27 protein-coding genes and 1 pseudogene are annotated in these 26,346 nt (G+C 73.5%); 10 read left to right on the top strand and 18 right to left on the bottom strand.

The genetic code is table 11. The features are described 5' to 3' along the window. Positions 1-82 precede the first annotated feature (82 nt). From ACQB60_RS21865 to ACQB60_RS21835, 7 genes and pseudogenes are all read right to left on the bottom strand, one after another. Positions 83-991 (bottom strand): dihydrodipicolinate synthase family protein, encoded by a 909-nt coding sequence (locus ACQB60_RS21865; protein WP_496927743.1) that lies wholly within the window; start codon positions 989-991, stop codon positions 83-85. A 94-nt stretch (positions 992-1,085) separates the two neighbouring features. Then, positions 1,086-2,648, bottom strand: a complete 1,563-nt coding sequence (locus ACQB60_RS21860; protein WP_496927742.1) for an FAD-dependent oxidoreductase — start codon at positions 2,646-2,648, stop codon at positions 1,086-1,088. After that, positions 2,629-2,934 (bottom strand): (2Fe-2S)-binding protein, encoded by a 306-nt coding sequence (locus tag ACQB60_RS21855; RefSeq protein ID WP_496927741.1) that lies wholly within the window; start codon positions 2,932-2,934, stop codon positions 2,629-2,631. The genes ACQB60_RS21860 and ACQB60_RS21855 overlap by 20 nt, the downstream gene beginning before the upstream one ends. Before the next feature lie 54 nt (positions 2,935-2,988). Continuing rightward, entirely contained in the window at positions 2,989-4,143 is a 1,155-nt protein-coding gene (locus ACQB60_RS21850) for an NAD(P)/FAD-dependent oxidoreductase (protein WP_496927740.1), read from the bottom strand. Between the two features lie 172 nt (positions 4,144-4,315). Further along, positions 4,316-4,525, bottom strand: a pseudogene (locus ACQB60_RS21845) (M24 family metallopeptidase); the annotation flags it as partial. A 23-nt stretch (positions 4,526-4,548) separates the two neighbouring features. Further along, a complete protein-coding gene (locus ACQB60_RS21840; RefSeq protein WP_496927739.1) occupies positions 4,549-4,701 on the bottom strand; it encodes a hypothetical protein in 153 nt (50 codons plus the stop codon). Between the two features lie 3 nt (positions 4,702-4,704). Further along, positions 4,705-5,097 (bottom strand): nuclear transport factor 2 family protein, encoded by a 393-nt coding sequence (locus ACQB60_RS21835; RefSeq protein ID WP_496927955.1) that lies wholly within the window; start codon positions 5,095-5,097, stop codon positions 4,705-4,707. Between the two features lie 84 nt (positions 5,098-5,181). On the opposite strand from ACQB60_RS21835, the gene ACQB60_RS21830 reads away from it, so the two are divergent. After that, positions 5,182-5,757, top strand: coding sequence for a PadR family transcriptional regulator (locus ACQB60_RS21830; protein ID WP_496927738.1), 576 nt, complete (start codon positions 5,182-5,184; stop codon positions 5,755-5,757). Positions 5,758-5,803: 46 nt separating this feature from the next. On the opposite strand, the gene ACQB60_RS21825 is transcribed toward ACQB60_RS21830, so the two are convergent. Then, entirely contained in the window at positions 5,804-9,118 is a 3,315-nt protein-coding gene (locus ACQB60_RS21825) for an amidohydrolase family protein (protein ID WP_496927737.1), read from the bottom strand. A 193-nt stretch (positions 9,119-9,311) separates the two neighbouring features. On the opposite strand from ACQB60_RS21825, the gene ACQB60_RS21820 reads away from it, so the two are divergent. Both ACQB60_RS21820 and ACQB60_RS21815 read left to right on the top strand, forming a co-directional pair. Further along, positions 9,312-9,854 (top strand): hypothetical protein, encoded by a 543-nt coding sequence (locus tag ACQB60_RS21820; protein ID WP_496927736.1) that lies wholly within the window; start codon positions 9,312-9,314, stop codon positions 9,852-9,854. Between the two features lie 223 nt (positions 9,855-10,077). Further along, positions 10,078-11,037, top strand: a complete 960-nt coding sequence (locus tag ACQB60_RS21815) for a trypsin-like serine peptidase (RefSeq protein ID WP_496927735.1) — start codon at positions 10,078-10,080, stop codon at positions 11,035-11,037. A gap of 30 nt (positions 11,038-11,067) precedes the next feature. On the opposite strand, the gene ACQB60_RS21810 is transcribed toward ACQB60_RS21815, so the two are convergent. Continuing rightward, on the bottom strand, positions 11,068-11,247 hold the full coding sequence (locus tag ACQB60_RS21810) for a hypothetical protein (RefSeq protein WP_496927734.1): 180 nt from the start codon (positions 11,245-11,247) through the stop codon (positions 11,068-11,070). Between the two features lie 188 nt (positions 11,248-11,435). After that, positions 11,436-13,676, bottom strand: a complete 2,241-nt coding sequence (locus tag ACQB60_RS21805; protein ID WP_496927733.1) for an MMPL family transporter — start codon at positions 13,674-13,676, stop codon at positions 11,436-11,438. 452 nt (positions 13,677-14,128) lie between these two features. On the opposite strand from ACQB60_RS21805, the gene ACQB60_RS21800 reads away from it, so the two are divergent. Beyond that, entirely contained in the window at positions 14,129-15,019 is an 891-nt protein-coding gene (locus tag ACQB60_RS21800) for a glycoside hydrolase family 16 protein (protein WP_496927732.1), read from the top strand. Here ACQB60_RS21800 and ACQB60_RS21795 read toward each other — a convergent pair. Then, the gene (locus tag ACQB60_RS21795) at positions 15,016-15,297 is read right to left on the bottom strand and encodes a hypothetical protein (RefSeq protein WP_496927731.1); all 282 of its coding nucleotides are present in this window, start codon (positions 15,295-15,297) and stop codon (positions 15,016-15,018) included. The genes ACQB60_RS21800 and ACQB60_RS21795 overlap by 4 nt on opposite strands. Before the next feature lie 113 nt (positions 15,298-15,410). Between ACQB60_RS21795 and ACQB60_RS21790 the strand changes: the two genes are divergently transcribed. After that, entirely contained in the window at positions 15,411-15,581 is a 171-nt protein-coding gene (locus ACQB60_RS21790; RefSeq protein ID WP_496927730.1) for a hypothetical protein, read from the top strand. Here ACQB60_RS21790 and ACQB60_RS21785 read toward each other — a convergent pair. Beyond that, complete coding sequence (locus tag ACQB60_RS21785; RefSeq protein ID WP_496927729.1) at positions 15,578-16,138, bottom strand: YceI family protein; 561 nt, start codon at positions 16,136-16,138, stop codon at positions 15,578-15,580. The genes ACQB60_RS21790 and ACQB60_RS21785 overlap by 4 nt on opposite strands. Positions 16,139-16,292: 154 nt before the next feature. Here ACQB60_RS21785 and ACQB60_RS21780 point away from each other — a divergent pair, with 154 nt between their 5' ends. Beyond that, on the top strand, positions 16,293-17,264 hold the full coding sequence (locus ACQB60_RS21780) for an LLM class flavin-dependent oxidoreductase (protein WP_496927728.1): 972 nt from the start codon (positions 16,293-16,295) through the stop codon (positions 17,262-17,264). 48 nt (positions 17,265-17,312) lie between these two features. Here ACQB60_RS21780 and ACQB60_RS21775 read toward each other — a convergent pair whose 3' ends face one another. The 4 genes from ACQB60_RS21775 to ACQB60_RS21760 all read right to left on the bottom strand — a co-directional run bounded on the left by ACQB60_RS21775 (position 17,313) and on the right by ACQB60_RS21760 (position 21,723). Further along, positions 17,313-18,299 carry an aldo/keto reductase gene (locus ACQB60_RS21775; protein ID WP_496927727.1) on the bottom strand — a complete coding sequence of 329 codons (987 nt, stop codon included), beginning with the start codon at positions 18,297-18,299 and terminating at the stop codon, positions 17,313-17,315. Between the two features lie 122 nt (positions 18,300-18,421). Further along, positions 18,422-20,380: a M13 family metallopeptidase gene (locus ACQB60_RS21770; protein ID WP_496927726.1), complete on the bottom strand. Its 1,959-nt coding sequence runs from the start codon at positions 20,378-20,380 to the stop codon at positions 18,422-18,424. 21 nt (positions 20,381-20,401) lie between these two features. Then, a complete protein-coding gene (locus ACQB60_RS21765) occupies positions 20,402-21,403 on the bottom strand; it encodes a DMT family transporter (RefSeq protein WP_496927725.1) in 1,002 nt (333 codons plus the stop codon). A 113-nt stretch (positions 21,404-21,516) separates the two neighbouring features. Next, on the bottom strand, positions 21,517-21,723 hold the full coding sequence (locus ACQB60_RS21760; RefSeq protein WP_496927724.1) for a hypothetical protein: 207 nt from the start codon (positions 21,721-21,723) through the stop codon (positions 21,517-21,519). Positions 21,724-21,895: 172 nt separating this feature from the next. Here ACQB60_RS21760 and ACQB60_RS21755 point away from each other — a divergent pair, with 172 nt between their 5' ends. Then, entirely contained in the window at positions 21,896-22,744 is an 849-nt protein-coding gene (locus tag ACQB60_RS21755) for an arylamine N-acetyltransferase family protein (RefSeq protein WP_496927723.1), read from the top strand. Positions 22,745-22,763: 19 nt separating this feature from the next. On the opposite strand, the gene ACQB60_RS21750 is transcribed toward ACQB60_RS21755, so the two are convergent. Beyond that, on the bottom strand, positions 22,764-23,714 hold the full coding sequence (locus ACQB60_RS21750) for an oxidoreductase (protein WP_496927722.1): 951 nt from the start codon (positions 23,712-23,714) through the stop codon (positions 22,764-22,766). An 82-nt stretch (positions 23,715-23,796) separates the two neighbouring features. Between ACQB60_RS21750 and ACQB60_RS21745 the strand changes: the two genes are divergently transcribed. Further along, complete coding sequence (locus ACQB60_RS21745; protein WP_496927721.1) at positions 23,797-24,447, top strand: acyl-CoA-like ligand-binding transcription factor; 651 nt, start codon at positions 23,797-23,799, stop codon at positions 24,445-24,447. Here the strand turns inward: ACQB60_RS21745 and ACQB60_RS21740 are convergent. Next, positions 24,444-25,256 carry an AAC(3) family N-acetyltransferase gene (locus tag ACQB60_RS21740; RefSeq protein ID WP_496927720.1) on the bottom strand — a complete coding sequence of 271 codons (813 nt, stop codon included), beginning with the start codon at positions 25,254-25,256 and terminating at the stop codon, positions 24,444-24,446. The genes ACQB60_RS21745 and ACQB60_RS21740 overlap by 4 nt on opposite strands. Positions 25,257-25,427: 171 nt before the next feature. On the opposite strand from ACQB60_RS21740, the gene ACQB60_RS21735 reads away from it, so the two are divergent. Then, entirely contained in the window at positions 25,428-26,120 is a 693-nt protein-coding gene (locus ACQB60_RS21735; RefSeq protein WP_496927719.1) for a LysE family translocator, read from the top strand. A gap of 16 nt (positions 26,121-26,136) precedes the next feature. Then, positions 26,137-26,310, top strand: a complete 174-nt coding sequence (locus tag ACQB60_RS21730; RefSeq protein WP_496927718.1) for a hypothetical protein — start codon at positions 26,137-26,139, stop codon at positions 26,308-26,310. The last annotated feature ends 36 nt before the right edge of the window (positions 26,311-26,346 follow it).

Below are 26,346 nucleotides of genomic sequence, written 5' to 3'. Positions count from 1 at the left end.
TCTGTCCGGTCCGCTCTATCCGGTCTGTCCCGGTTCGCTGTGCTCGGTTCGCTGTGCTCGGTCCGCTCTGATCGGTCCTCGCTCAGCGGTGGCCCTCGGCGATGCCCTTCTCCGTCGCCTCCCGCACCGCGTCCGCCGCGGCCGCCGCGAGCGGGGTGCGGGGCGGCCGCACGGGGCCGCCGTGGCGGCCGGTCAGGTCCATGGACAACTTGATGGCCTGGACGAACTCGGTCTTGGAGTCCCAGCGCAGCAGCGGGTGCAGGGCCCGGTACAGGGGCAGCGCGGTGGCCAGGTCCCCGGCGACGGCGGCGCGGAAGAGGGCGGCGCAGGAGTCGGGGAAGGCGTTCGGGTAGCCGGCGACCCAGCCGACGGCGCCCGCCACGGCGAGCTCCAGGAGCACGTCGTCGGCGCCGATCAACAGGTCCAGCTCCGGGGCGAGTTCGGCCAGCTCGTACGCACGTCGCACGTCGCCGCTGAACTCCTTGACCGCCACGATGCTGCCCTCGTCGTGGAGCCCGGCCAGGAGCGCGGGCGTGAGGTCGACCTTCGTGTCGATGGGGTTGTTGTACGCGACGACGGGCAGTCCGGCCGCGGCCACCTCGGCGTAGTGGGCGCGGACGGCCGCCTCGTCGGCACGGTAGGCGTTGGGCGGCAGCAGCAGGACACTGCCGCAGCCCGCCTCGGCCGCCTGTTCGGTCCAGCGGCGGGACTCGGCGCTGCCGTACGCGGCGACGCCCGGCATCACCCGGGCGCCGTCCCCGGCGGCGGCGACGGCGGTGCGCACGACTTGGGCGCGTTCGGCCTCGGTGAGCGTCTGGTACTCGCCGAGCGAGCCGTTGGGCACGACGCCGTCGCAGCCGTGGTCGAGCAGCCACCGCACATGGGTGGCGTAGGCGTCGTGGTCGACCGAGAGGTCCGCGCGCAGCGGCAGGGCGGTGGCGACCATGATGCCGCGCCAGGGTCGGTCGGCGGTCCAGAGGGGAGCGTTCATGTGCGGGGCCGTCCTTCTGTGATGGGGGCGGTGACCTTCTGTGGCGGGGGGGCGGAGGTCGGTGCGGACTACTGCTTACGGTGCCTCTCTTCGCTCAACCCCCTCCTTTCTCTTCGTTCAACGCCCCTCCCCCCTCTGCCTCTTGCGGGAGCTCGGCGAGGGCCGCCAGCGGGACGGGCACGGCGAAGGGGCGGCGCTCGGGCGAGGAGGGAGCCACCTCCTGCCGGGCGCTGAGGCAGGCGACGGCCGCCCCGCACAGACGGCCCTGGCACCAGCCCATGCCCGCCCGGGTCAGCAGCTTCACGGTGCGCGCGTCGCGGGCGCCGAGGTCGGCGACGGCTTCGCGGACGCCGCCCGCGGTGACCTCTTCGCAGCGGCAGACGTCCGTGGCGTCGTCGAGCCAGTCGGTCCAGCCGGGGCCGGGCGCGTGGGCTGCGGTCATGGTCTCGGCGAAGGCCCGCATGTGGGTGCGGCGGGCCAGCAGCGTGCGCACCCGGGGGCCCGTGGCGAGGGCGGGGCGGCCGCGCAGCCGGGCGGCGATGGCGTGGGCCGCCAACTCCCCTTCGGTACGGGCCAGTCGGACCCCGCCGACGCCGCCGGTCTCGCCCGCCGCCCACAGGCCGGGCACGGAGGTCTGCTGGCGGGCGTCCAGGAGCAGGGCGTGGGTGCCGTCCGGGGTGCGGCGGGTGGCGCAGCCGAGCTGGGTGGCGAGCTCGATCTGCGGGACGAGTCCGAACCCGACGGCCAACGCGTCGCAGGCGATGCGGTGTTGGGTGCCGGGCCGGGGCCGCCAGTCGCGGTCGAGGCGGCTGACGGTGACGGCCTCCACGCGGTCGGTGCCGTGCACCTGGGTGACGGCGCTGCGCGGGTACGGGCGGATGCGGTGGCGCAGCAGCGCGGCGGCATGGCCGGCGGACTCGGTGAGCTTGTCGGGGTTGGCGGCGAGGGTGCGGGGGTGGCGGGCGTAGCGCTCGTAGCCCGTGGCCTCGACGAGGGCCGGCACGCGGGCCCCGGCGGCGGCGAGCGAGGCCGCCACGGCCAGCAGGAGCGGCCCGCTGCCCGCCACGACGACGCGCTTGCCGGGCAGGACGAGGTGGGACTTGAGCATGGCCTGCGCTCCCCCGGCGCCCACGACGCCGGGCAGCGTCCAGCCGGGGAAGGGGAGTTGGCGTTCGTACGTCCCGGTCGCGAGCAGCACCGCGCGGGCCCTGACCCGCACCGGCCGCTCCGCCGCCGGGTCGCCGTCGGTCCCGGCGAGCGCGTGCACGCTCCACTGGCGGCGCACGCTCCGCTGCCGGTCCTCGGCGTCCCGGGTGACGGTCCACACCTGGTGCCCGGCGAGGTGCCGGAGGCCGTCGGCGTCCCGTACGCGCCGCAGCAGGTCGTCGAAGGCGGGCCAGTTGTGCCGTGGCGGTCCGAGGGCGGGGTCCGGGTGCCGGTAGAACTGGCCGCCGAGCCGGGGCGAGGAGTCCAACAGGGCGACGGTGAGGCCGAGTTCGGCGGCAGTGGCGGCCCCGGCGAGCCCGGCGGCGCCCGCGCCGATGACCGCGAGGTCGACGGCGAGGTCATCGGCCAGGCCGTCGGCGCGGCTGTCGGGACGGCTGCCGGGGCGGCTGTCGGCGATGCCCCCTCCCCCGTCACGCGCCGGGCGTGCCATGACCGTGCCCTTCCTGGGTGGTGACCACGGTGCCGGACCGGACGGGGACCAGGCAGGCCCGCAGGTTGGGGCGGCCGTCGATGGTGGCCAGGCAGTCGTGGCAGTGGCCGATGCCGCAGAAGGCGCCGCGCGGGTGGCCGCCGTGGCGGGTGGTGCGCCAGGCGAGGATGCCCGCCGCCCACAGCGCGGCGGCCACCGACTGTCCGGGCCTGGCGGTCAGGGTGCGGCCGTCGAAGGTGAACGGGACGGGTTCGCCGCAGGGCTCCGAGGGGGTGCGGGCAGCCACCGCGGGGCCTCCTTTCACTCGGGGGGAAGTCAGTGGGGGGGTCGGCCACCGCTCTCAGGCGGCCGAGGTGAAGCGTTCAGGCCGGAACGGGCCCGCGTCCAGGGGCGGTTCGGCCCCGGTGAGCCAGCGCGCGATGAGCAGCCCGGTCGCCGGGGCGAGCCCGATGCCCGCACCCTCGTGCCCACAGGCGTGCAGCAGTCCGGGCAGACGCGGGTCGGGGCCGATCGCGGGCAGGTGGTCGGGCAGGTAGGGGCGGAATCCGGCGTACGTGCGCAGCGCCCGCACCCGGACGAGGGCGGGGAAGAGCCGGGTGGCCTGCGCGGCGAGGCGGCTGAGCGCGGCCGTGGAGAGCGTGCGGTCGAAGCCGACGCGCTCACGGCTCGCACCGATGAGGACGGGGCCCGCGGGGGTGCCCTCGACGACGGCGGAGGTCTGCAGCGCCGCGGAGTCGCTGGCGACGTCGCTCACATAGTCGGCGGCGTAGACCTTGTGCCGGACGAGCCGGGGCAGCGGCTCGGTGACCAGGACGAAGCCGCGGCGGGGCCGCACCGGCAGGGCCACGCCGGCGCGTTGGGCGAGCTCGCCGCCCCAGGTGCCCGCGGCGTTGACGACGGCGGGCGCGTGCACCTCCCCGACGGGGGTGCGCACCCCGCGTATGCGCCCGTCGGGCCCGGTGAGCAGCCCGGTGACCTCCTTGCCCAGGCGCAGCCGCACCCTCGGCCCGGCGGCGCGCAGCAGGTGCGCGGCGGCGAGGGCGGGCTGGACCTGGGCGTCCTGCGGGTAGTGGAAGCCGCCCGCGAGGTCGGGCGCGAGGTGGGGCTCGGCCTCGCGGAGCCGGTCGGCGGGCACCTCGACGGCGGTGACGCCCGCCGCGCGCTGGGCGGCGGCGAAGTCGCAGAGGGCGCTCATGCTGCCGTAGTCGGCCGCGACGACGAGGCCGCCCTTCTCCTCGTACTCGATGCGCGGCGGCAGGACGGTGGCGAGCTCGCGCCACAACCGGCAGGAGAGCAGGGCGAGTTCGAGCTCGGCACCGGGCTGCTTGTCGGAGACCAGGAGGTTGCCCTCGCCGGAGCCGGTGGTGCCGCCCGCGACGGGGCCGCGGTCGATCACGGTGACGGACAGGCCCGCCTTGGCCGCGTAGTAGGCACAGGCGGCGCCGATCACTCCGGCGCCGACGACGATCACGTCCGAGGAATCTCTCGTGAGCACGTCAGTAATATTTCACATTGCACTTGGCTTGCCAAGACCTCCAACACGCTCGCCCGGACGGGCACTTGGGCACGTGGGTCCTCGGACGGCCCGGTCACACGCCGTCGAGCAGCGCCCCCATCCACGCCTCGACGTCGTCCGCCGCGCGCGGCAGGGCGTCCGACATCAGCCGGGTGCAGCGGCGGTGGAGGTCGCCGTCGGCGCCGCTCAACACCGCCCATTCCACGAGCCCTTCGGCGATGACACGCATCGCGGAGCGGTGGAGGTCGCGGAAGCGGGCGCCCGGCTTCAGGGCCGCGATGCCCGCGTCCTGGGCGGCGAGCACGAGCTCGTACACCTGGCGCTGGACGGGAGAGAAGCGGCCGGACAGGGGCAGGGTGCGCAGCGGGGCACAGCGGATCCCGGTCATGCGCCCGGCCTCGGCCAGGTCGGGGCGGCGGCCGGCCCAGAGCTCCCCGTGCGCACGCGCAGCTCGCCCGCGGGGACGATGAGCCGCTCGCCGGGGAAGCGGGCCGAGAGGCGGGCGCGCCGGGCGGCGGTGAAGTCGGCCGCGGGCATCCGCTACTTCCCGGCCGCCTCCTGCGCGATCCGCTCGAACTGGGCGCCCATCTCCTGCGCGAGGGCCTGGGCCGCCGAGAGCGGGCGGACCATGACGGTGAAGTCGTCGATCTTCCCCTCGTCGTCGAAGTGCAGGAAGTCGCAGCCCTGGATCTGCTTGCCCGCGACGGTCGCGGCGAACACGAAGGCGTGGTCGCGACCGTCCGGGTTCCCGATCTCGCGTACGTAGTGGAAGTCCTCGAAGACGCGCACGACGGCCCGCAGGACCGCGGCCGTGATCGCCTTGCCCTGGTACGGCTTGAAGACGACCGGGCTGGTGAAGACGACGTCGTCGGCAAGGAGCGCCTCCACGGCGTCCAGGTCGTTGGCCTCGACCGCCTTGCGGAAGGAGTGCATGGGCCCGCCTCTCAGAGACTTCATAGACAACAAATTGACTAGGTCAGTGCTCCGGACCCTAGGCCGAGCTGGTCTAATGGCGCAATGGCTCTGCGCAACGCGGTGATGGCGGCCCTCCTGGACGGCGAGGCGTCCGGCTACGACCTGGCCAAGCAGTTCGACGCCTCGGTCGCCAACTTCTGGACGGCCACGCCCCAGCAGCTCTACCGGGAGCTGGACCGCATGGAGGGCGAGGGCCTGGTCGCCGCGCGCGCCGTGGAGCAGGAGGGCCGCCCCAACAAGCGCGTCTTCTCCCTCACCGATTCCGGCCGCGCGGCGCTGCGCGCGTACACGGCCGAGCCGTCCGCCCGGCCCACCGCCGTCCGCGACGAGCTGCTGGTCAAGGTGCGCTGCGCCGACGTGGGCGACCTGGACGCCGTGCGGGCGGCGGTGACCGAGCGGATGGAGTGGGCGGCCGCCAAGCTGGACCACTACGAGCGGCTGCGCGGCCGGATGCTGCGCGGGCGCTCCGAAGACGAGTTCTTCGAGAGCGCCCGGCGCATCGGCCCCTATCTCACGCTGCTGCGCGGCATCGACTTCGAGCGGGAGAACCTCCGGTGGGGCGAGCGGGCCCTGAAGGTCCTTGAACGGCGTCGGCGGCCGCCGGGCGACCGCGCGTAAGCCCGTCGAGTTCTTGTAAGCCCGCCGAGTTCTCCCTCTCCGCCCGTCAGTCCACCGCCCCGTCGCAGCAGCTGTCCCGGCGCAGCTGGCGGCCGACGGCCGCCCAGTGCCGCGCGTCCGCCCCTCCTCCGGCCGCCGCTTCCTTGCGCGCGGCGGGGGACTCGGGGAACTCCCCCACCAGGTCGTCCTGTCGGAAGACCTGGCCGCCCCGCACCACCGACACCGTGCGGATCAGGGCGTCGAAGTCCGTGAAGGGGTCGCCGTCGACGAGGGTGAGGTCGGCGAGCCTGCCCTCCTCGACCGTGCCGAGGTCGCGGTCCGCGCCGAACACCCGGGCGGGCAGCGCCGTGGCGGTGCGCAGGGTCTGGGCCGGGGTGAGTCCGGCGCGGTGCAGGGCGCGCAGGGCCAGGTGGAGGTGGAGGCCGAGCGGGACGAGGGGCGCGTCCGTGCCGAGGGCGATGAGGCCGCCCCCGGCCAGGATCCGCCGGTAGATCGCGGTCTCCCGGTCCAGCCAGGCGAGTTCGTCGCGCGTCGGCGGGGTCCCCGCGCGCTGCTCGATGGACTGGACGTCCCAGGGCGGCAGCAGCCGGGTCACGCGCGGGTCCCGGGCGAGCGCGGGGTCGGCGCCGAGGAGGCTGAGGGCGCCGAAGGGCGTGGCGATGAGGTGGAAGCCGTTGCCGCCGGTGTAGATCTCCTCGACGTCCTGCTGCGCGTGGCCGCTCGCGGTGATGGCGTGCCCGAACTCCAGCCGCTGGGTGGCCTGCAGATGGGTCGTCAGATCCTGGCCGAGCTGGGATCCGGGGGTGCACAGATGGCTGCCCGAGCGCACGCCGAGCCGCTCGTGCGCGAAGTCGGCCGCCGCCTTCATCACCCAACCCGGCGCGCGCACATACGTCTTGACGAAGTCCCAGTCCAGCGCGGCACCCCGGGCCAGGGAGCGGCGCAGTCCCTCCTCGGTGCGGTGGGCGCGGCCCATGCTGTACGCGACGCGGGCGCCGTCGAGGAGTTCGCCGGTGGACAGCAGGCGCGGGCCCGCGAGCGCTCCGGCGGTGATCGCCTCGCGCAGGCGCGCCTGTTCGTAGGAGAAGCCGCCGAGCGAGACGGCGGTGGTGATGCCGTAGGCGAGCTGGGTCGCGGTCTGGCGCCCTCCGTAGGTGGTCTGCCAGGGGTGGGTGTGGGCGTCCCACAGGCCCGGCAGGACGGTCAGCCCGGAGGCGTCGACGCGGCGGGCCGCCGGGCGTCCCGCGCGGTGCGGGGCCACCTCGGCGATGCGCCCGTCCCGCACGACGACGTCCACGTCCTCGCGGACCCGCTCCCCGGTCCCGTCCCACAGCCGCCCCGCGTGCACGACCGTCTCCTCGGTGCGGGGCCTGCGGTAGCTGAGGCGCACGGGGACGGTGCGGGGTGCGCCGCCCTCGGCGTCGACGCGGCGCAGGCGGCCCGCCGACTGGTAGAGCAGTGTGCGGGAGTCGCCCGACCAGGAGGGGTGGTCGGCGGGCTCGTCGGCGAGCATCCGCGGCTCGCCGTCGGGGGTGCCGTCCGCGCGGACGGGGAGCAGCCACAGCGCCGACTCGGAGACGAACGCCATGGTGCGGCCGTCGGGCGACCATACGGGACCGGAGGCGTAGCGGTCGGCGAGCGAGAGGTGCGGGGCGGGGGCGTGCAGGCGCGCAGTGCCGGTGGCGGCGTCGACGACGCGGACGAGGTTGTAGCCCTCGCGGAAGCGCATGTTGAGCCGGTTGCGGTCGCAGAGCGCGAGGTGCCTGCCGTCCGCCGACCAGCTGGGCGGGCCCGGGACGCCACCGCCGCCCAGCGGCGCGGCGAGCGTGCGTTCCTCTCCGGTGGCCAGCTCGCGCACCAGGAGGTTCCCGGCCAGGTCGAGGCAGGCGAGGCGGCGCCCGTCCGGGGAGAGCGCGGGGAAGACCCGGCCGCCGCTCGCGAGCACGGTGTCCTTGCCGGAGTCGAGGTCGTGGCGGCGGATCGCGAGGAGTCCGTCGCGGTCGTCGGCGTACAGGAGGGCGGTGCCGTCGGGGGTCCAGACGGGCGCGAGGAGGTAGCGGCTTGCGCGGGCGCGCACGAGGGCGCGCGGCCGCCGCTTGCCGTCGGCGTCGGCGATCCAGAGGGAGTTGAGGGCGGCGAACGCGACGCGGCGGCCGTCCGGCGAGAGGGCGGGCAGGTGCACCCCGCGCACCGGCCGCGCGGCGTGTCCGTCGAGGTCGTACTCCTTGATCCGGTACCGGGGCCGGGTGACGGGCAGCTCGGCGCTGAAGGGGATGCGCCGCGCGGCGCCGGGATCATCGGCCCGTACGAGGGTGAACTGGCCGTCCACGGTGAGGAGAAGCTCCTCCCGCCCCACCCAGCGCGGCGGCACCGGCGCCACGTCGCCGCCGACCGCGACGGCCTTCCCGGCCACGACGAGCGTGCAGCTCCCTGCGGGCTGCGGCGTGGTGCGCAGGTGCGCGATGCGGCCGTCCGGCGAGACGGCGGGCGTCATCACCTCGGCCTCGGCGCTCTCCTGGTACTCGGTGCGCACCGGGCCGGTGCCGTCGGCGGCCACGGAGGCGAGGGTGCGGGCCTTGAGGGCGGGCCCGTTCGGCCCCTTCACGACGGCGCCCCGCACGAAGAGCACGCGCCGCCCGTCGGCGGACCACACCGGGTCGAAGTCCTCCCAGGGGCCGGACTGGTGGGGCCCGTCCTGCCCGTCGAGGCCGGTCAGCGGGGCGAGTTGACCGGTTTCGAGGGTGAGCACCCAGATCCGGTACGGGCTGCCGCCGACCGGATCCCCGCTGCGCTCGGAGGCGAAGGCGAGGCGGCGCCCGTCCGGTGACCAGGCGGGAGCCCGGTCGTCCCAGGGCCCGTCGGTGCGCTGCACGAGGTCGGTGCCGTCGGGCGCGAGCGTCCAGAGGTGGAAGCCGCCGCCCCGGTAGGCGCAGACGGCGAGTTGCCGCCCGTCCCGGGAGAGCACGGGGCGGGTGGGTTCGAGGCCGGGCGGGGTGAGGGCGGTGGCGCGGCCGCCCTCGCGGGGCACGGACCACAGCACGTTCTGCACCTCGGCGACGAGGGGCCCGTCGGGCGTGGGCGCGAGGGTGGCGGCGCCGTTGGTGGCGGCGGTGACCGTGATCGTGGTGGTGGTCGTGCCGCTCGCCTGTGCGGTGCGCGGCAGGGCGGGGGCCTCGGGAGTCGCGGACGCGGCGGCGGCCGCGGCGGCCGCGAGCGGGCCGGTGGCGGCCGTCACCCCGGCCGCGGCGCCGACCGTGGCCCCGGCCTGGAGGAGCCGGCGCCGGGAGAGCCCGGCTCTGGACGTGTCGGCACACGGATCATCGGACTCGACGGGACGGCCGGACGGGGCGGGCGTGGTCAACGTGCCTCCAGGACGGACGAGTTGTGCGCAGCGGTGCGTCGCGCGGACGGGCCGAGCGTGACACGAGAGTTCCGGGCCCGGACCGCGCCACGCAACCGATATGGAGGGACGCCCTCAGGGATCGGCCATTCGGGCCGGGTGGGGCGGGGGTGCCCAACTGGCCCCGTACAAGCGTCCGATAGGGTCCGCGACCATGGCGACGGAAGCGACGGACAGCCCGGTTGACCTCGTATGTCCCGGATGCGGGGGTCAGGAGACACGGCCGGTCGAGGAGGCGCGCGGCGGGAAGGGCGCGCTGCGCGAGAAGCTCAACTCCCGTCTGGAAATGGCTCCGGACACCGGCGGCGACGGCTGTCTGCACTTCATCGAGGGCACGGTCATCAGCCTCATGATCGGCGGCGGCCTCGCCTACATGGGCAAGGAGCAGGACAAGCCGCTGTACATCGTCGGCGGACTCGTCCTGGCCGTCGTCGCCTTCGCCCTGACCCTCATGGTGGTGCGCGACGGCGGCAGGGACCGGGCGGCGGCGCGGGCGGGCGAGGAGCGCGCCGAGCGGGTGTGGCGGCCCGCGCGCTACTGCTACGGCTGCACGACCGTGTTCTGTCCGGGCGGCCGGCCGTGGCCGGGGCAGCTGACGCCGGAGCAGTTCAAGAAGCTGGTGTGGACCGAGGGCGGCTACGCGGACCAGCTGCCCGCCGGGGACAAGGCGAAGGACGCGGTGCTGCCGGAGGCGTGAGCGGCACGGGACATCGCGGGATCCCGGAATCGTCGAAGTCGGAGAATCCCGGAATCGGGGAAGCCGGAGAATCGCGGATCGCGGAATCCGGGAATCGGGGGATCGGGGGATCGGGGGATCGGGGATCAACGTCTGGCCGCTCCGGCGTTCACCTCGCATTGATTGCCACTCCTGATGCTCACGGGGATCCTGTTTCTCCCACTCTCCACGAAGGGGAACTCCCGTGCGTCGTACAGCACTTGCCCTCATGGGCGCGGCCGGGCTCGCCCTGGCCGCCGTCGGCCAGGCGACGGCCGAGCCCGGTCCGGTTCAGCCCCCGCGCAGCGACGTGGTCGACACCGCCACCAACCACACCCCGTCCGAGAAGCTCGACGCCTACTGGACGCCGAGCCGCCTCGCGCACGCCAAGCCCGCCACCGAGCTGGCCAAGAAGGCGGCGAAGTCCGCGAAGGCCGGCTTAGCCACGGCACCGGCCCCCTCCGCCGCCGCCAAGGAGCCGGCCGGCAAGCCCAGACGCCTCCCGGCGACCACCCCGAAGAACGCCGTCGGCGCACAGGCCAGCGTGTGGGGCACCCTCGGCCGCCTGGTGTTCACCGTGCCCGGCAAGGGCGACTACATCTGCTCCGCCAACGTGGTCACCAGCAACAACCGTGACGTCATCGCCACGGCCCGGCACTGCGTCATGGACATCGACACCGGCCAGACGTACACCAACTTCCGCTTCGCGCCCGGCTACGACCGCGGCAACGCCCCGCAGGGCTGGTGGAACTGGCGCTCCATGGGCTGGCGCGTCGACGACAAGAGCCCCGGCGGCGACAACGCGTTCATCGTCCTGAGCACGGGCGGCAACGGCGGCGGGCACGTCCAGGACACGGTCGGCAGCTCGGGCATCGGCTTCAACCAGCCGACCAACAACTACGCGCACGCCCTGGGCATCCCCGGCGACAAGGACTACGCGGTGTGGTGCGAGGGCATGCCGTCCGACGCACAGCAGGGCGGGGTCAGCATCAACCCGTGCAACGGGCTCTCGGGCGGGGCGAGCGGCGGGCCGTTCGTCGTGAACTACCAGAGCAACGGCGAGGCGATGCAGACCGCGAGCTACTTCGGCTCCTGGGGCGCGGCGTACTGGGCGTACTTCCGGGACGCGGCCTGGCAGGTCTACGACGGCGCGCAGAAGGCGTAGCGCGGAGCCGCCCGCTTCCCGCGGGGGCGCTCAGCAGCAGTGGCCCTCGAGGCCCTGCGCGCCGCAGCACCGGTCGCAGACCTCGGTGACGGCGGCCATCGCGAGCGGGCCCGCCGCACGCTGCACCTCGAGGTCGAAGCCGTCGTCGGCGGTGGACCGGGCGGGCATGAACACGTCCCGGTCGAGCCCGGCACTCACTTCGGTGATCACGGGGAACTCCCTGCCTCGAGGCGTGGCCGCGGGGGCCGGCGGACAGCGGCAGTCTGGCCCCGCGGCGCGTACGAAATCCGTGGGCTGACCGATTGCGGACAGAACCACGGATGAACGGACCGCAACGACGTCGGCCCGGTGACCTCTTGAGCTTGAGGTCACCGGGCCGACGTTCATTCAATGCAGGGTCAGCGGACGGGCTGCAGCTCGCGCTCCCCGTCGGCGTCCGGCACCTCGCCGGGGCCGTTGCCGGGCCGCGCGTTGTCGCCGAGCTGCTGGTGCAGCTTCTCGCCCTCGACGTCCACGTTCGGCAGGACCTTGTCCAGCCAGCGCGGCAGCCACCAGGCGCTCTTGCCGAGCAGCGCGAGGACCGCGGGGACGATGGCCATGCGGACCACGAAGGCGTCGAAGAGGACGGCGATCGCGAGGCCGAAGCCCATCATCTTGACCATGTCGTTGTTCTCCATGATGAAGCCGGAGAAGACGCTGGTCATGATGATCGCGGCGGCGGCCACGACACGGCCGCCGTGCGTGAAGCCGGTGACGACGGCCTCGCCGGGGCGCGCCCCGTGGACGTACGCCTCGCGCATCCGCGTCACGAGGAACACCTCGTAGTCCATGGCCAGGCCGAAGACCACACCGATCATGAAGATCGGCATCATGCTCATGATCGGGCCGGGCTGCTCCACGCCGAACACGTCGGCGAGCCAGCCCCACTGGAAGACCGCGACGACGGCGCCGAGCGCGGCGGCCACCGAGAGCAGGAAGCCGAGCGCCGCCTTGAGGGGCACCAGGACCGAGCGGAACACCAGCATCAGGAGCAGGAAGGCCAGGCCCACGACGAGCAGCAGATACGGGATGAGCGCGTCGTTCAGGGTCTGCGAGAAGTCGATGGTCATGGCCGTCTGGCCGGTGACCAGGATCTCGGCGCCGGTCTTCGACTCCAGGCCGCCGACGGTCGAGCGGATCTCCTTGACCAGTTCCTCGGTCTTGTGGTCGCTCGGGCCAGTGCTCGGGGTGACGCTGAAGATGGCGGTGTCGCCGGGCTTGTTGGTCTGCGGCGGGGCGACGGCGACGACGCCGTCGACCTTCTTGAGCTCCTTGCCGACGGTGTCGGCCGCGCCCTTGGCGTCCTTGCCGTCCACTGTGATGGTGAGCGGGCCGTTGAAGCCCTTGCCGAACGACTGGGACAGCATGTCGTACGCCTTGCGCTGCGTGCTGTCCGGCGCCGAGGTGCCCTCGTCGGGCAGGCCGAGCTCCAGGCTGGTGGCGGGCACGGCGACGGCGCCGAGGCCGAACACCGCGACGAGCAGGACGGGCAGCGGGCGGCGCAGCACGAAGCGGGCCCAGCGGGTGCCGAGCTTGGGCTTGCCCTGCGCGGCCGCGGCGAAGTCGGCCGCGGTCTTCTTGCGGTCCTTGCGGCGCAGCACCACGCGGCGCGCGAAGCCGAGCAGCGCGGGGATCATCGTGAGCGCGATGAGGACGGCGACGGCGACCGTGCCGGCGGCGGCCAGGCCCATCTTGGTGAGGATCGGGATGTTGACGATGGCGAGGCCGGAGAGGGCCACGATCACGGTGAGACCGGCGAAGACCACGGCGGAGCCCGCGGTTCCGGTGGCCCGGCCCGCGGCGTCCTCCGGTTCGCGGCCCTCGGCGATCTCCGCGCGGTAGCGGGAGACGATGAAGAGGGCGTAGTCGATGCCGACGGCGAGGCCGATCATCGTCGCGAGAGTGGAGGTCGTGCTGGAGAGCTCCAAGGTGCTGCCGAGGGCGGCGATGCCGGAGACTCCGATGCCGACGCCGATGACGGCGGTCAGCAGCGGCATGCCCGCGGCGACCAGGGAGCCGAAGGTGATGAGGAGGACGACCGCGGAGACGGCGATGCCGATGAGTTCGGCGCTGCCGCCCATCTCCTGCTCGGCCTCGACGGCGTCACCACCGGCCTCGACGGTGAAGCCCGCCTTGCGGGTGTCGCCGATGGCCTTGGTCTGCGCGTCGTGCGCCTTGTCGGTCAGCTCCGTGCCGGGGACCTTGTAGGTCACCGCCGCGTACGCCGTGGAGCCGTCCTTGGAGACGGCGCCCGCCTTGTAGGGGTCCGCGACCGAGGCGACCTGCGGGCCCTTGCCGAGGGCGCCGACCAGCTTCTCGACCTCCGCCTTCTGGGCGGCGGCCGTCAGCTTCTCGCCCTCGGGGGCGCGGATGACGACGCGCGCGCTGGCGCCGTCGGCGCTGGCGGCGGGGAACTTCTTCTCCAGCAGGTCGAACGCCTTCTGCGACTCCGTGCCGGGCATGGAGAAGCTGTCGGCGGGCGGCTTGGGCGCCATCGAGGAGGCGGCGCCGACCCCGACGAGCAGCGCCACCCATATCAGCGCGACGTACCAGCGTCGCCGGAAGGCGAGGCGGCCGAGTTTGTAGAGGAACGTAGCCACGGCGAAAGGGACCCCCGTCGGGAATTGGCAGGCAGGCGTGACCGCCCGGCGCAGGCTGTGCGCGGCGGGCGGTCGAACAAGAATCCCTTACATAATCGCCACTGTTCCGGGGGAGAAAGTCAGCCTCCAAGCTGGACTCCGGGCCCGCGTTTGATGTACGGCCACAGGCGGCGTCTCCTCCTGGGGGAGGAGACGACCCTGGTGCATGTAAGGCGCACTCACCTGCGGCGATGTCGCGCCGACAGCCGCTCATGTCCCGTTTGTCCGCGGGCCGCTCTCCCGTCACATCGCCGTGCGGCCCGCCTGGTCCGCACCAACTCCTTGACGGCGCCACACCCTCTCTCTTAAATCAAGTACTGAAGAAAGCGCGGGAGTTGAGCGCTCTCAGCGTTCACGTCTCGACGCCACATTGTCATGCGCACGACCGTACGCCCCCCACACGAAGTGACGTGATGACCATGCCCTCCGCTTCCCGCGCGGCCCGCTGCGCGCTCGCCCTCGCCGCCTGCGCCGGCGTCCTCACCGCGATACCCGGCGGCGCGACCGCGGCCCCCGCCCCGGCCGCCGTCCCCGCCGCCGCCAAGGCCGACGCCTTCACGGACAACTTCGACGGGCCCGCCGGAGCCGCCGTCGACGGCTCCAAGTGGCAGATCGAGACCGGCGACAACGTCAACAACCACGAGCGGCAGTACTACACGCCGGGCAACAACAACGCCGCCCTCGACGGCCAGGGCAACCTGGTGATCACGGCGCGCAAGGAGAACCCGGGCAACTACCAGTGCTGGTACGGGCGGTGCGAGTACACCTCGGCCCGCCTGAACACGGCGGGCAAGTTCACGCGCGCGTACGGCCATGTCGAGGCGCGCATGAAGGTACCGCGCGGCCAGGGCATGTGGCCCGCCTTCTGGATGCTCGGCGACGACATCGGCAGCGCGGGCTGGCCCGCCTGCGGCGAGGTCGACATCATGGAGAACGTCGGCTTCGAGCCGAGCACGGTGCACGGCACGCTGCACGGCCCCGGCTACTCCGGCTCAGGCGGCGTCGGCGCCGCCTACACCCTCCCGAACGGACAGCAGTTCGCCGACGACTTCCACACCTTCGCGGTGGACTGGAGCCCCGACTCCGTGAAGTGGTCCGTGGACGGGAACGTCTACCAGACCCGCACCCCGGCCGACGTCAACGGCAAGCAGTGGGTGTTCAACAAGCCGTTCTTCCTGATCCTCAACCTCGCCGTGGGCGGCTACTGGCCCGGCGACCCGGACGGCAGCACGAGCTTCCCGCAGCAGCTCGTCGTCGACTACGTCCGGGTGACGACCAACGACCAGGCCACGCCGGGCAGTTAGCCCTCCCGCGAAGGGCCCGCCTCGACCTGGCGCTCCACCTCCGCCGCCTCCTCGCGCAGCTGCCGCAGGCGCTCCTCCGCCTGGTCGGCCCGCGCCTGGAGGCGGGCGGTGTCGTCCGCGATGACCTGCAGGGCCGCCTCGACGGCGGCGTCCACGCGCTGCGGATCGGCACCGTCCGCCTCGGTCAGCTCCTCCAGGGCGCTCTTCACGGCGGGAATGCCGCCGCGCGCGTGGATCTCGGTCCAGTACTCGTAGTCCATCCCGGCATCTTCGCGCACACAGGGGGGTGCTCCGCACCCTGAGCCCACGCATGACCCCCTCCCCCGTGGGGAACCCGATGCCTGCCGGCCGACCGCGCCAGCGATGCGGACGCCGTGGAGAGGGGGTCGCCATGCCGGACGAGTGGAGCGAGGAGCCGTGGACGGAATCGCGGATCGCGCTGATGCCGGACGGACTCGTGGTCCAGATCGCCGTGGAGCCGGGGACGTCGCAGGACACGGTGGCGCTGCTGGCGGTCCAGGCATGGCAAGGGCTGCCCGAGCCCGAGGTGCCGAACGACTAGACCGTGTGCGCACGGTCGCGTCCGGCCGGGCGCAGATCCGCCCGCACCGCGATGAGCATCTTCAGGCGGCGGCCGGTCATGCCCTTCGCCGCGGTCACGCCGAACGCGTAGCGGTCGACGGTGGCCGAGGCGCGGACCGTCAGGCGTCCGTCCGTCACGTCCACCGCGTCGACGGTCACCGTGACGGGGCGGGTCACGCCGCGCACCGTCAACTCGCCGGGCAGCGTGGCCAGTCCGGCCGGCGGCACGCTCAGGCCGCCGCTGGTGAAGGTGATGTCGGGGTACGTCGCCGCGTCCAGGTAGTCCGCGGACTTCACGTGTGCGTCGCGGCGCGCCACCCCCGACGCGAAGGTGTCCGCGCGGAGCGAGACGTCCACCGTCGAGGCCGGGAGCGAGTCGGAGACCGTGATCCGGCCGCCCGCGACGGCGAAGTCGCCCCGCACGGGGAGGAGTCCGAAGAACGCGCTCATCCGGAACCGCACCGTCGACGCCGCAGCGTCGATGTCGTACGTGCCGCTCTCCGGCACCGTCCTGTCCCCCGTGACCACTGTCTCCATGAGCCTCGCACCTCCGGGTTCCGCTGTCCGCCTCGGCCTTGTCGCCGCTCCCTTCATCGTCGGGGGGCGGGCCCGGGTCCGGCAGATCCGCATGTCTCCGTCTCGCCCGTACAAATGTCACGGCCGCTCCTGCACGGCCGCTTATGGTGGACAGGTGATCGAACTGCCTCTCTCCGCCCTGGAAGTCGCCATGGTCGAGGCCGGGACACCGACCTCCGCCGCCCTCCGCAACGCCGAGGAGACCGCCCTCGCGCTCGACCGGCTCGGCTATCACCGCCTGTGGTTCGCCGAGCACCACCGCTCCCCCTCCATCGGGGCCTTCCCGCCCGCCGTCCTGAGCGCGCACATCGGCTCCGCCACGACCGGACTGCGGGTCGGCTCGGGCGGGGTGCTCGCGCCCAACCACGCCCCGCTGATGGTGGCCGAGCAGTTCACGACGCTCGCCGCCCTCCACCCGGGCCGTGTCGACCTCGGCATCGGGCGCGGGCCCGGCACCTTCCACGCGGAGACGGTGCGGGCGCTGCGCCGGGGCGCGGATCCCGCCACGGACGAGGAGTACCGCCGCGACGTCGCGGCCACGCTGGACTTCCTCGTCGAGGTCGGCTTCGGCGAGCTGCCCGAGCCCTGGCTGCTCGCGTCGAGCGCCGCGGGCGGCACGCTGGCGGGCGAGCTCGGCCTGCCGGTCGCGGTGGCCCATCACATCCGGCCCGACAACACCCTTGAGGTGGTGGGGCGTTACCGCGACGCGTTCCGTCCGTCGCGGTGGGGTGCGGAGCCCCGCGTCCTCGTCTGCGTCGAGACGGTGTGCGCGGACACCGAGGAGCGGGCCGTCGAGCTGTCCCGGCCCATGGAGGTGGTGAAGGCAGGGCTGCTCAAGCGGCAGGGCGAGCTGCCCTTCCCCAGCCCGGCCGCGGCGGCCGAGCACGTCTTCAGCCCCGAGGACGAGGCGGCGCTCGCCGCGTACGGGGCCCAACAGGCCAAGGGCACACCGGAGTCGGTGGAGGCTGCGCTGCACCGGATCGCGGAGGCGACGGGCGCCGACGAGCTGATGATGGTCACGCCGGTCTACGAAGTCGCCGACCGGGTGCGGTCGTTCGAGCTCGTGAGCGAACTGAGGAAGGCGTAGCCCCGTACGGCATGGACCCGGTGAGGCCGGACCCCGTACACCCCCGTCTCAGGCTCCGACCGCCGCCGCCCGCTCGTCGATGAGGCCCTCGCTCAGCAGATCTCCCCAGAGCCCCTCCGGGATGTGCGCCTCGAACGCGGCGACGTTCGCGAGGACTTCGTCCGCCGAGCGCATGCCGACGACGATGCCCGCGACCACGGGGTGCCGCAGCGGAAAGGCCATCGCGGCCTGCGGCAGCGTCACCCCGTGCGCCTCGCACACGTCCGCGACGCGGTGCGCGCGGCGCAGCCGCTGTGCCGAGGCGGGCACGTAGTCGAAGTAGGCGCCCTCGGCGGGCCGGGGCGTGGCGAGGAGGCCGGAGTTGAAGACGGAGGCGGCGACGAGGGAGACGCCCCGCTCCGCGCAGGCGGGCAACAGCGTGTCCAGGGCGTCGTGTTCGAGCAGCGTGTAGTGGCCGGAGAGCATCACGACGTCGGCGTCGGTCTCCCGGACGAGCGTGGTCAGCATCGCCGTGTCGTACATCCCGGCGCCGACCGCCCCGACCAGGCCCTCGGCGCGCAGCTCGGCGAGGGCGGGGTAGCCCTCGCGCAGGGCGGCGTCGAAGTGCCGCTCCGCGTCGTGCAGGTAGAGCACGTCGATGCGGTCCACGCCCATGCGTGTGAGCGAGTCCTCGACGCTGCGCCGGATGCCGTCCCGGGTGAAGTCCCAGACGCGGCGGTGCGTGGCGGGCACCTCGAAGCCCTCGTCGGTGCGGCCCCGCGGGTCCTGCGGGACGAGCAGGCGGCCCACCTTGGTGGAGAGGGTGAACTCCGCGCGCCGCTTGGTGCGCAGGAGCTCGCCGGTGCGGCGCTCGGAGTGGCCGATGCCGTAGTGCGGTGAGGTGTCGTACGTGCGGATGCCGCTGTCCCAGGCGGCGGCGAGCGCCCCGGCCGCCGTGGCGTCGTCCAGGGGTGCGAAGAGCCCGCCCAAGGGGCCGCCGCCGAAGCCGAGTTCGGTGACCTCCACGGTGGTGTCACCGAGCCGATGCGTCTTCACGTCGCGTACCCCGCCCCCTCGCGCGTAGGGAAAAGCGCGGTGGCCCGCGCGGCGATCACGGTATCCGTGGGTGCCGCGCGGGCCAACTCAGTTTTCACACCGGGCCGTTGGCCCTCACGTCTTCACCAGATGCGGACGCGCTCCGTCGGGTCGAGCCACAGCCCGTCGCCCTCGGCGGTGCCGAACGCCTCGTGGAACTCGTCGAGGTTGCGCACGATGTTGGCGCGGAACTCCGGCGGCGAGTGCGGGTCGATGGTCAGGTACTGCTGCTCCTGCTCCTTGCGGCGCTTGGTGCGCCAGACGTAGGCCCAGTTGAGGAAGAGCCGCTGGGAGCCGGTGAGTCCGTCGCTCTCGGGCAGCGGGGCGCCGTCGAGGGAGATCAGGTAGGCGGTGTGGCCGATGGTCAGGCCGCCGAGGTCGCCGATGTTCTCGCCGACAGTGAGGGAGCCGTTGACGAACTCGCCGGGGAGGTTGCGCGGCGAGAAGGCGTCGTACTGCTTGACCAGGGCCTTGGACTTGGCCTCGAAGGCGGTCTTGTCGGCGGCGGTCCACCAGTCGTTGAGGTTGCCCGCGCCGTCGTACTGCGCGCCCTGGTCGTCGAAGCCGTGGCCGATCTCGTGGCCGATGACGGCGCCGATGCCGCCGTAGTTCTCGGCCGCGTCGGCGTCGGGCGCGAAGAACGGCTTCTGCAGGATGCCCGCGGGGAAGCAGATCTCGTTGGTGCCCGGGTTGTAGTAGGCGTTGACGGTCTGCGGCAGCATGAACCACTCGTCGCGGTCGACCGGGGCGCCGATCTTGGCGAGCTGCCGGTCGGACTCGAAGGCGGCCGCGGCCTGGGCGTTGCCGAGCAGGTCGTCGGCGCCGACCTGGAGGGCCGAGTAGTCCCGGAAGGTGTCGGGGTAGCCGATCTTGGGGCGGAAGGTGGCGAGCTTCTCGTACGCCCGCTCCTTCGTCTCGTCGGTCATCCAGTCGAGCCGGGCGATGGACTGGCGGTACGCCTCCAGGAGGTTGGCGACCAGGTCGTCCATCAGCGCCTTGGAGCTCGGCGGGAAGTGCCGGGCCACGTACACCTTGCCGACGGCCTCGCCGATGGCGCCCTCGACGAACTGGACCCCGCGCTTCCAGCGGGCGCGCAGCTCCGGCGTGCCGTTCAGGGTGCGCCCGTAGAACTCGAAGTTGTTCTGCACGAACGCGTCGGTGAGGTAGGGCGCGCAGGCCCGCAGGACGCGGGTGAGCGTCCAGTCCCGCCACTGCTCGACGGGGGTCTCGGCGAGGACCGTCGAGAGGTGGGCGAGGTAGGAGGGCTGGCGGACGCAGGTCTCGGCGATCGTCGCGTCCGTGCCGCCGAGGCCCTCGACGTAGCCGTGCCAGTCGAACTCGGGGGCGAGGGCGGTGAGTTCGTCGAGCGTGGTGAGGTTGTAGGTCTTCTGCACGTCGCGGGTCTCGGCGCGCTCCCAGTGCCCGGACGCGAGCTTCGTGTCGAGGGCGAGGACCGTGCGGGCGGCCGCCTCGGGCTCCGCGTGCTCGGCGAGGGTGAGGAGCTGGGTGAGGTAGCCGACGTACGCCTCGCGGATCTCGGCGAACTTCTCGTCCCGGTAGTACGACTCGTCGGGCAGGCCGAGGCCGCCCTGGAGGATGTTGAAGAGGTAGCGGTCGGAGTCGCGGTCGTCGGTGTCGATGTACGTACCGAAGAGGCCGGAGCCGCCGACGCGCTCGAACCGGCCGAGGAAGGCGGCCAGGTCCTTCAGGTCGCGCAGCCCGGCGACCTCCTCGATGAGCGGCGCCACCGGGGCGAGGCCGAGGTCGGCGATGCGCTCCTCGTCCATGAAGGAGGCGTACAGGGCGGCGATCTTGCGCGCGTCCTCGGAGTCCGGGCCCGAGGCGTCCGCGGCCAGCTCCTGGATGATCTCCTTGACCTGCTGCTCGGCGGTGTCGGCGAGCTCCACGAAGGGGCCCCAGCTGGAGCGGTCCTCGGGGATCACGGCGGTGTCCAGCCAGTGGCCGTTCACATGACCGAACAGGTCGTCCTGGGGTCGGATCTCGGGGTTCATGCCCGCGCGGGCGTCATCCAGAATGCTCATTCATGCAGCCTATGCGAGCGATCAGCGGGACACGAAGGGGTTGTCGGCGGCTCCGCGCCGGGCCCCGCCGCTCTCCTCGCGGACCCTCGCCGCGCCGGGGTGGCGGCGCACGACGGGCGACTGGCGCGGCAGCGCGGAGAGGTGCGGCCCCTCGACGGGTACGGCCGGGCGCGGCTCGGTGCGCACGGGCTCGGTGCGGCCGATGCGCTCCGTGGTCAACAGGATCAGGCCGCCCGCCGCGACGACGCCGCAGCCCAGGGCGAGGAGGGTGCCCGTCGTCCCGTACCGGAAGCTCTCGCCGAAGAGGGTGAGGCCGACGACGGCCGCGACCACCGGGTTCACGACGGTCACCACGGCGAGCGGCGCGGCGAGCCCGGCGCCGCGGTAGGACGCCTGCGAAAGGAGCAGCCCGCAGGTGGCGAGCACCGCGATGACGGCGAGGCTGGGCAGCCGGCCGAGCAGCGCCGCTGAACTCCAGTCCAGGGCCACGCTCTTGGTGAAGACGGAGGCCATGCCGAAGGCGACCCCGGCGCCGCTCGCGAGGAGCGCGGCGCGCACCACGGGGTGATGGTGCGCGGCGCGGGCGCACACCGTGAGGGCCGTGACGACGGCGAAGGCGGCCAGCGCGACCACGATCCGGTCGGCGCCGCGCAGCGCGGAGGAGTCGGCGGCGCCGGTCAGCGCGAGCAGCCCGGCGAGGCCCACCGTGGCCATGACGGCACCGCGCCAGGCGGTGGCCCCGGCCGGGCGGCGCAGGAAGAGCGCGGCGAGCGGCAGGGCGAAGACGATGGTGAGGGCGCCGAGCGGCTGGACCAGGCTGAGGGGCCCGCAGGCGAGCGCGGTCACGTGCAGCAGGGCGCCGATCCCGTTGAGCGCCACGGCGATCCACCAGCGCGGGCGGCGGACCGGGGCGTACGCGTGGTCGGCACTGGCCGCGGCCACCTGCTCCTGGAGGAGGGCGCCCGCCGCGTAGGCCACGGCGGAGACGAGGGAGAGCAGCACCGACAGCGCGAGGGCACTCATCGAGAGCTCCTTTCGGGCAGGGGCTGCGCGGTAACCGGACCGTACCCGGCAACCGGGAGGGCGGTCTCAGTTCCTTTCAGCGGTCCGTCAGCACCCGGCCCTGCACAGGCCCCTCAGTAATCGAATGTGAGGCACACGCGCCCGGTTCGCACCTCTTCACGGGCCGCCACCTGCTCCTCATTCCCCTCCGGCACGGCGCGCAGCCACCGCGAGGGGCGCGCGGTCGGGGCGGCGTCGTCCCGCTCCGGCGTGCGGCCCTCCCCCTTGAGGACGGACAGGCGCGGGGCGTCGGCGGCGTCGCGGTCACGGAAGGTCGTCATCGCTGCTCCTTGGTCGGCGGCGTGGGGGCGCGCTGTCGCTCGGGGGTGAGCGTGCACGGAGCGTGCTGTGTCGAACACCGTACGGATGCCGTACGGTGTGCGCAATATCGCACGGCGTACATTCCCAAGTTCCCGAAAAAGTGGCTCATTACGCCTGTGTACGGTCGTCCCCATGCCCCCTCACGACCCCAGCAGCACCGCCGAGTTCGCCCTGGACTCCTACCTGGCCAGGATCGGCCGCCCCGGCGGACGCCGCGCGGACGCCGCCGCCCTGCGCGACCTCAACGGCGCCCACCTGCACGCCATCCCGTTCGAGAACCTCGATCCGGTCCGCGGCCGGGCGCCGTCCCTGAGCGTCCCGGACCTGACGGCCAAGCTCGTACGGAGCGCGCGCGGCGGCTACTGCTACGAGCACAACACCTTGTTCGCCACGGCACTTGAGGCCCTCGGCTTCGGCGTGACCCGGCTGACCGCGCGCGTCCTGGTCGGGGCGCGCGGGGTGGTACGGCCGCGCACGCACATGCTGCTCCTCGTCGACGTGCCCGGGGAGGAGCAGCCCTACGTCGCCGATGTGGGCTTCGGCTCGATCGGCTCGATCGTGGAGGCCATGCCACTGGTCGCGGACGCGGAGGTGCGCGTCGGTGCGCGCCGCCACCGGCTCGTCCGGCGGCCGGACGGCGGGCCGTTGCCGCAGTGGGTGCTGCAGGCGTACGCGATCGAGGCCGAGGGGCCCGGCTGGCAGGACCAGTACGCCTTCACCGTCGAGCCGTTCCTCGCGCCCGACTTCGAGGTCATCAACTGGCACATCGCGACCAACCCCCGCTCCCCCTTCGCCACCACCCTCCACGCCCAACGGCTGCTCGCCGACCGGCACTTGGCGCTCGCCGGGCGGAGCCTGGTGGAGACCGACACGGACACCGGCGCGCGCAAGGAGCGGGAGCTGGCCGACGGCGACGAGGTGCGCCGCGTCCTCGCGGACGCGTTCGGGATCGTGGCTCCGCAGGACACCCCGCTCGGCTAGAGCGCGCACGCGCGCGGGCTCACACGGGGGTCGGGAACCCGTACCGCACCCCGGTGCGCCGTTCCGAGACCTCCCACAGGCGGCGGCCGTTCTCCGCGTCGGCCGCCGCCGGGGCGAGGCGCACCCGAGTGGGGGCGCCGCGCAGTTCCGCCGGGCCGTCGGGCCCGATGAACTCCCCGCCCTGTACGCCCGGTTCGGTCGCCGCGTAGAGCTGGGGCAGGGCGCCGCGCTCCGGGCGCTGGGCGAACAGGGGGTTGCCGATGCGGCCGAGGAGCACCCGCCACGGGCCGGTCGGGCCGTTCAGCTGGAGGTTGCTCGCGGTGTAGCCGGGGTGGGCGAGCACGCTGCGCACGGGGCTGCCCGCGGCGGTGAGACGCCGGTGCAGCTCCTGGCCGAAGACGGCGTTGGCGAGCTTGGACTGGTTGTACGCGGCCATGGGCTTGTAGCGGCGCTCGCCGTCGAGGTCGTCGAAGCGGAGGGCGGCCTGCCGGTGGTTGACGGAACTGATCGTGACCACGCGCGGATCGCGCCCGGCGGCGAGCAGGTCGAGCAGCAGCCCGGTGAGCGCGAAGTGGCCCAGGTGGTTGGTCGCGAACTGCAGCTCGTGGCCCTGCGGGCTCAGCGTGCGGGGCGGGGCCAGCACGCCCGCGTTGTTGATGAGCACGTCCAACGTGCCGTGTTCGGTGTGGAGTTGGGCGGCGAAGTCACGTATCGATTCGAGGTCGGCGAGGTCCAGGCGGCGCACGTCGAGACGGGTGTCGAGGCGCGCCTCCGGCTGCTCGGCGGCGAGGGTCGCGACGGCCCGGCGGCCCTTCGCCTCGTCGCGCACCGCGAGGACCACGTGTCCGCCCGCGCGGGCGAGCTCCCTGGTGGTGGCGAGTCCGAGGCCACTGCTCGCCCCGGTGACCAGGAAGGTCCGGCCGCTCTGGTCCGGGATCTGTTCGGCTGTCCAGCGCTGCTGCTGCGTCATGCGGCACAGATTGCCCTCGGTGGCACTTGGTGTCAAGAAGGGCCACGAGTGCCGAAGACGGCATGACGTGTACGATGACGGCGTGACCCCACGACCCGAAACCGGCCGCTCCCAGAGCAGTCTCGCCCAGCGCAAGCGCCAGCTCGTCTCGGACGAACTGACCGAAGCGGCCCTGCAGTTGATGGCGCTCAAGGGCTTCGACGTCGTCACCGTCGACGAGATCGTGGCCGCCGCCGGGGTCTCCAAGCGGACGTTCTTCCGGTACTTCGCGTCCAAGGAAGAGGTGGTCGTCCAGTTCCTGGCCGAACTGGGCACGGGGATCCCCGCCGAGCTGGCCGCACGGCCCGCCGCCGAGCCGCCCTCGGCGGCGCTCCGCCACGCCGTCCAGGTGCCGCTCGCCGCCTGCGCCGCCGACCACTCCGAGCGCGCACTGCCCGTGGTCCAGCTGATCCTGCGCACGCCCGCGCTGCGCGCCCGGTTCCTGGAGCGCCAGGCACAGTGGCGCGACGACCTGACGGCGGAGCTCGCACGCCGCCTCGGCCTCGACGCGGAGGCCGACCTCTACCCCCAACTCGCCGCCGGAATGGCCCTGTCCGCCTTCGACGCCGTGCTCCAGCGGTGGAGCGGCAGCGACGGCGACGCGGATCCGGCCGAGCTCCTCGACCGGGCCTTCACGGTCATCGCCCCGTCACTGGACGCCGTCCGCCAGGACGGCGCGGGACCGGTGTCCTAGCTCAACTCCGCGTCGGCCGCGAGGAGTTCGGTGAGGCGGCGCACCGCGAACTCCACCAGGGGACGCACCGGGAGCAGCCGGCACGACGCGGCCCCGACCATGACCTCCGCGATCCCCGCCCACTCCTCGAAGGCGCGGCCCACCGCGGGGAAGTGGCGGCCGTTGTCGTTGCCGACGTCGAGGGTCTCGGTCCAGACCCGCTCGCCGTGCACGGACAGCGGGAAGCGGCGGACCTTGAGGCGGGGGCGGGGCGTGAGCGTCTCGGCGTAGTGGAGGAAGGTGTTGCGGTCGTGGCCGACGCCGACCAGCAGGATGTGGCCGTCGAGGTCGTGCAGGGCGCCGAAGGGCGAGGTGCGGCCGATGGCGAAGCCCAGGGTCTGGCGGGCCACGATCTCCGCGGCCCGGGCGCCCACGGCGGCCACGGACGCCTGCGGGTGGGAGCTGCGCAGGCTCTCCGGCAGGGCGCGCACCAGCTCGGGCACGGCGCCCATGCCGGTGGTCTCCAGGTCCGGGTGGAACAGCGGCACCGCCGCACGCCGCTCGCGCACTTCGGCGTCCGGGACGCCCGCGTGCCCGGGGTCGGGGTCGGCGACCTGCCAGGTGAAGGCGGGCGTGACGAGGGTGCCGGTGGGGCCGAGCGCGGTGCGCAGGCTGTCGACGACCGCGGCGGCGCCGCCCTCGACGTGGCCGAGGCTCGACAGGGACGAGTGCACGATCAGGTCCATGCCCTCGGCGACCCCGGCCTTGCGCCAGCCCTCCACCAGTTCGTCCGTGGTCAGCGCGCCGTCTCTCGGCTCGGTCGTTCGCATGCTGAGGTCCCCCTCGTTCGGTTCGTCGCGCGCCGCTCGCACGATATGCGGAACAGCGCCTCCGTACCCTCGTGATCTGCGCCACCGCCCGGGCGGTGGCTCCCGCTCCGCCCCCTTTTGTGCGCCGCTTATTCGATGTCGCCCGCCGGTCCCCGGAATTAGCATCCCGGCATGCTCACCTCAGCCCTCGCCTTCGCCGGAGTCGCCGCGCTCATCAACGTCACTCCGGGCCTCGACACGATGCTCGTCCTGCGCACGGCCATCGCTCAGGGCAGAGCCGCGGGGCACGCGGCGGCGCTCGGTATCATCGCGGGCTGCTTCGCCTGGGGCGTGGCCGCCGCGGTCGGCATCACCGCGCTGCTCACCGCCTCCCACCTGGCGTACGACGCGCTGCGCGTCGCCGGGGCCGCGTATCTGCTGTGGCTGGGCGGCTCGGCCCTGTGGCAGGCGCGGAGCCGGAAGGCGTTCGCGGCGGCGATGGGCGACAGCGCGCAGGCAGAGGCAAAGGCGACGGCCGCTGCCCCGGCGGCGGAGGGGCCCGCGACGGCCAAGGGGGCGCCGGGGCGTGCGGCCGCCTTCCGGGCCGGGCTCGGCACCAATCTGCTGAACCCCAAGGCGGGCATCTTCTACATGAGCCTGATCCCGCAGTTCATCCCGCGTGGCGAGCCGGTCTTCGGCGCGACCATGCTCCTGACCGTGATCGACGTGGCGGAACTCGCCCTCTGGTACTGGGTGGTGTCGGGCGCCGCGGCCGCGCTCGGCGAGCGGATCCGCCGCCCCGCGTTCCGGCGCCGCATGGAGCAGGTCTGCGGCGTCGCCTTCATCGGCTTCGCGGCGAGCCTGCTGGTGCCGGAACGCCCCTGAGCGAGCCCGCTCCCCCATGCCGGTCGCGCGACCTCATGCCAGGATGAATGGGATAAATCCGGTCGAAACCTTAGAGCGCCCGGAAAGTCCTGGTGGGAGAGGAGAAGCGTCCATGTCCTCGAAGCGTCGCCGCAAGAAGAAGGCCCGCCGCAAGCACGCGGCCAACCACGGCAAGCGGCCCCAGTCCTGAGCAGCGCCTCCGTCGGGCGCTACGCCCGGTACGCGG

Origin of the sequence: Streptomyces odontotermitis (assembly GCF_050510915.1) — a bacterium.
In the GTDB taxonomy this organism is placed as follows: domain Bacteria; phylum Actinomycetota; class Actinomycetes; order Streptomycetales; family Streptomycetaceae; genus Streptomyces.
The sequence above is the reverse complement of the archived record's forward strand: the minus strand, read 5'-3'. Positions and strand labels throughout refer to the sequence as shown.

What these genes read in the sequence shown, in the direction of transcription:
- ACQB60_RS21835 (WP_496927955.1), bottom strand. Translation starts at nt 5,097, where the DNA reads ATGCACTCCTTCCGCAAGGCGGTCGAGGCCAACGACCTGGACGCCGTG.
- ACQB60_RS21760 (WP_496927724.1), bottom strand. Translation starts at nt 21,723, where the DNA reads ATGACGACCTTCCGTGACCGCGACGCCGCCGACGCCCCGCGCCTGTCC.
- ACQB60_RS21765 (WP_496927725.1), bottom strand. Translation starts at nt 21,403, where the DNA reads ATGAGTGCCCTCGCGCTGTCGGTGCTGCTCTCCCTCGTCTCCGCCGTG.
- ACQB60_RS21770 (WP_496927726.1), bottom strand. Translation starts at nt 20,380, where the DNA reads ATGAGCATTCTGGATGACGCCCGCGCGGGCATGAACCCCGAGATCCGA.
- ACQB60_RS21785 (WP_496927729.1), bottom strand. Translation starts at nt 16,138, where the DNA reads ATGGAGACAGTGGTCACGGGGGACAGGACGGTGCCGGAGAGCGGCACG.
- ACQB60_RS21865 (WP_496927743.1), bottom strand. Translation starts at nt 991, where the DNA reads ATGAACGCTCCCCTCTGGACCGCCGACCGACCCTGGCGCGGCATCATG.
- ACQB60_RS21750 (WP_496927722.1), bottom strand. Translation starts at nt 23,714, where the DNA reads ATGACGCAGCAGCAGCGCTGGACAGCCGAACAGATCCCGGACCAGAGC.
- ACQB60_RS21820 (WP_496927736.1), top strand. Translation starts at nt 9,312, where the DNA reads ATGGCGACGGAAGCGACGGACAGCCCGGTTGACCTCGTATGTCCCGGA.
- ACQB60_RS21840 (WP_496927739.1), bottom strand. Translation starts at nt 4,701, where the DNA reads ATGCCCGCGGCCGACTTCACCGCCGCCCGGCGCGCCCGCCTCTCGGCC.
- ACQB60_RS21790 (WP_496927730.1), top strand. Translation starts at nt 15,411, where the DNA reads ATGCCGGACGAGTGGAGCGAGGAGCCGTGGACGGAATCGCGGATCGCG.
- ACQB60_RS21755 (WP_496927723.1), top strand. Translation starts at nt 21,896, where the DNA reads ATGCCCCCTCACGACCCCAGCAGCACCGCCGAGTTCGCCCTGGACTCC.
- ACQB60_RS21800 (WP_496927732.1), top strand. Translation starts at nt 14,129, where the DNA reads ATGACCATGCCCTCCGCTTCCCGCGCGGCCCGCTGCGCGCTCGCCCTC.
- ACQB60_RS21730 (WP_496927718.1), top strand. Translation starts at nt 26,137, where the DNA reads ATGCCGGTCGCGCGACCTCATGCCAGGATGAATGGGATAAATCCGGTC.
- ACQB60_RS21740 (WP_496927720.1), bottom strand. Translation starts at nt 25,256, where the DNA reads ATGCGAACGACCGAGCCGAGAGACGGCGCGCTGACCACGGACGAACTG.
- ACQB60_RS21860 (WP_496927742.1), bottom strand. Translation starts at nt 2,648, where the DNA reads ATGGCACGCCCGGCGCGTGACGGGGGAGGGGGCATCGCCGACAGCCGC.
- ACQB60_RS21830 (WP_496927738.1), top strand. Translation starts at nt 5,182, where the DNA reads ATGGCTCTGCGCAACGCGGTGATGGCGGCCCTCCTGGACGGCGAGGCG.
- ACQB60_RS21735 (WP_496927719.1), top strand. Translation starts at nt 25,428, where the DNA reads ATGCTCACCTCAGCCCTCGCCTTCGCCGGAGTCGCCGCGCTCATCAAC.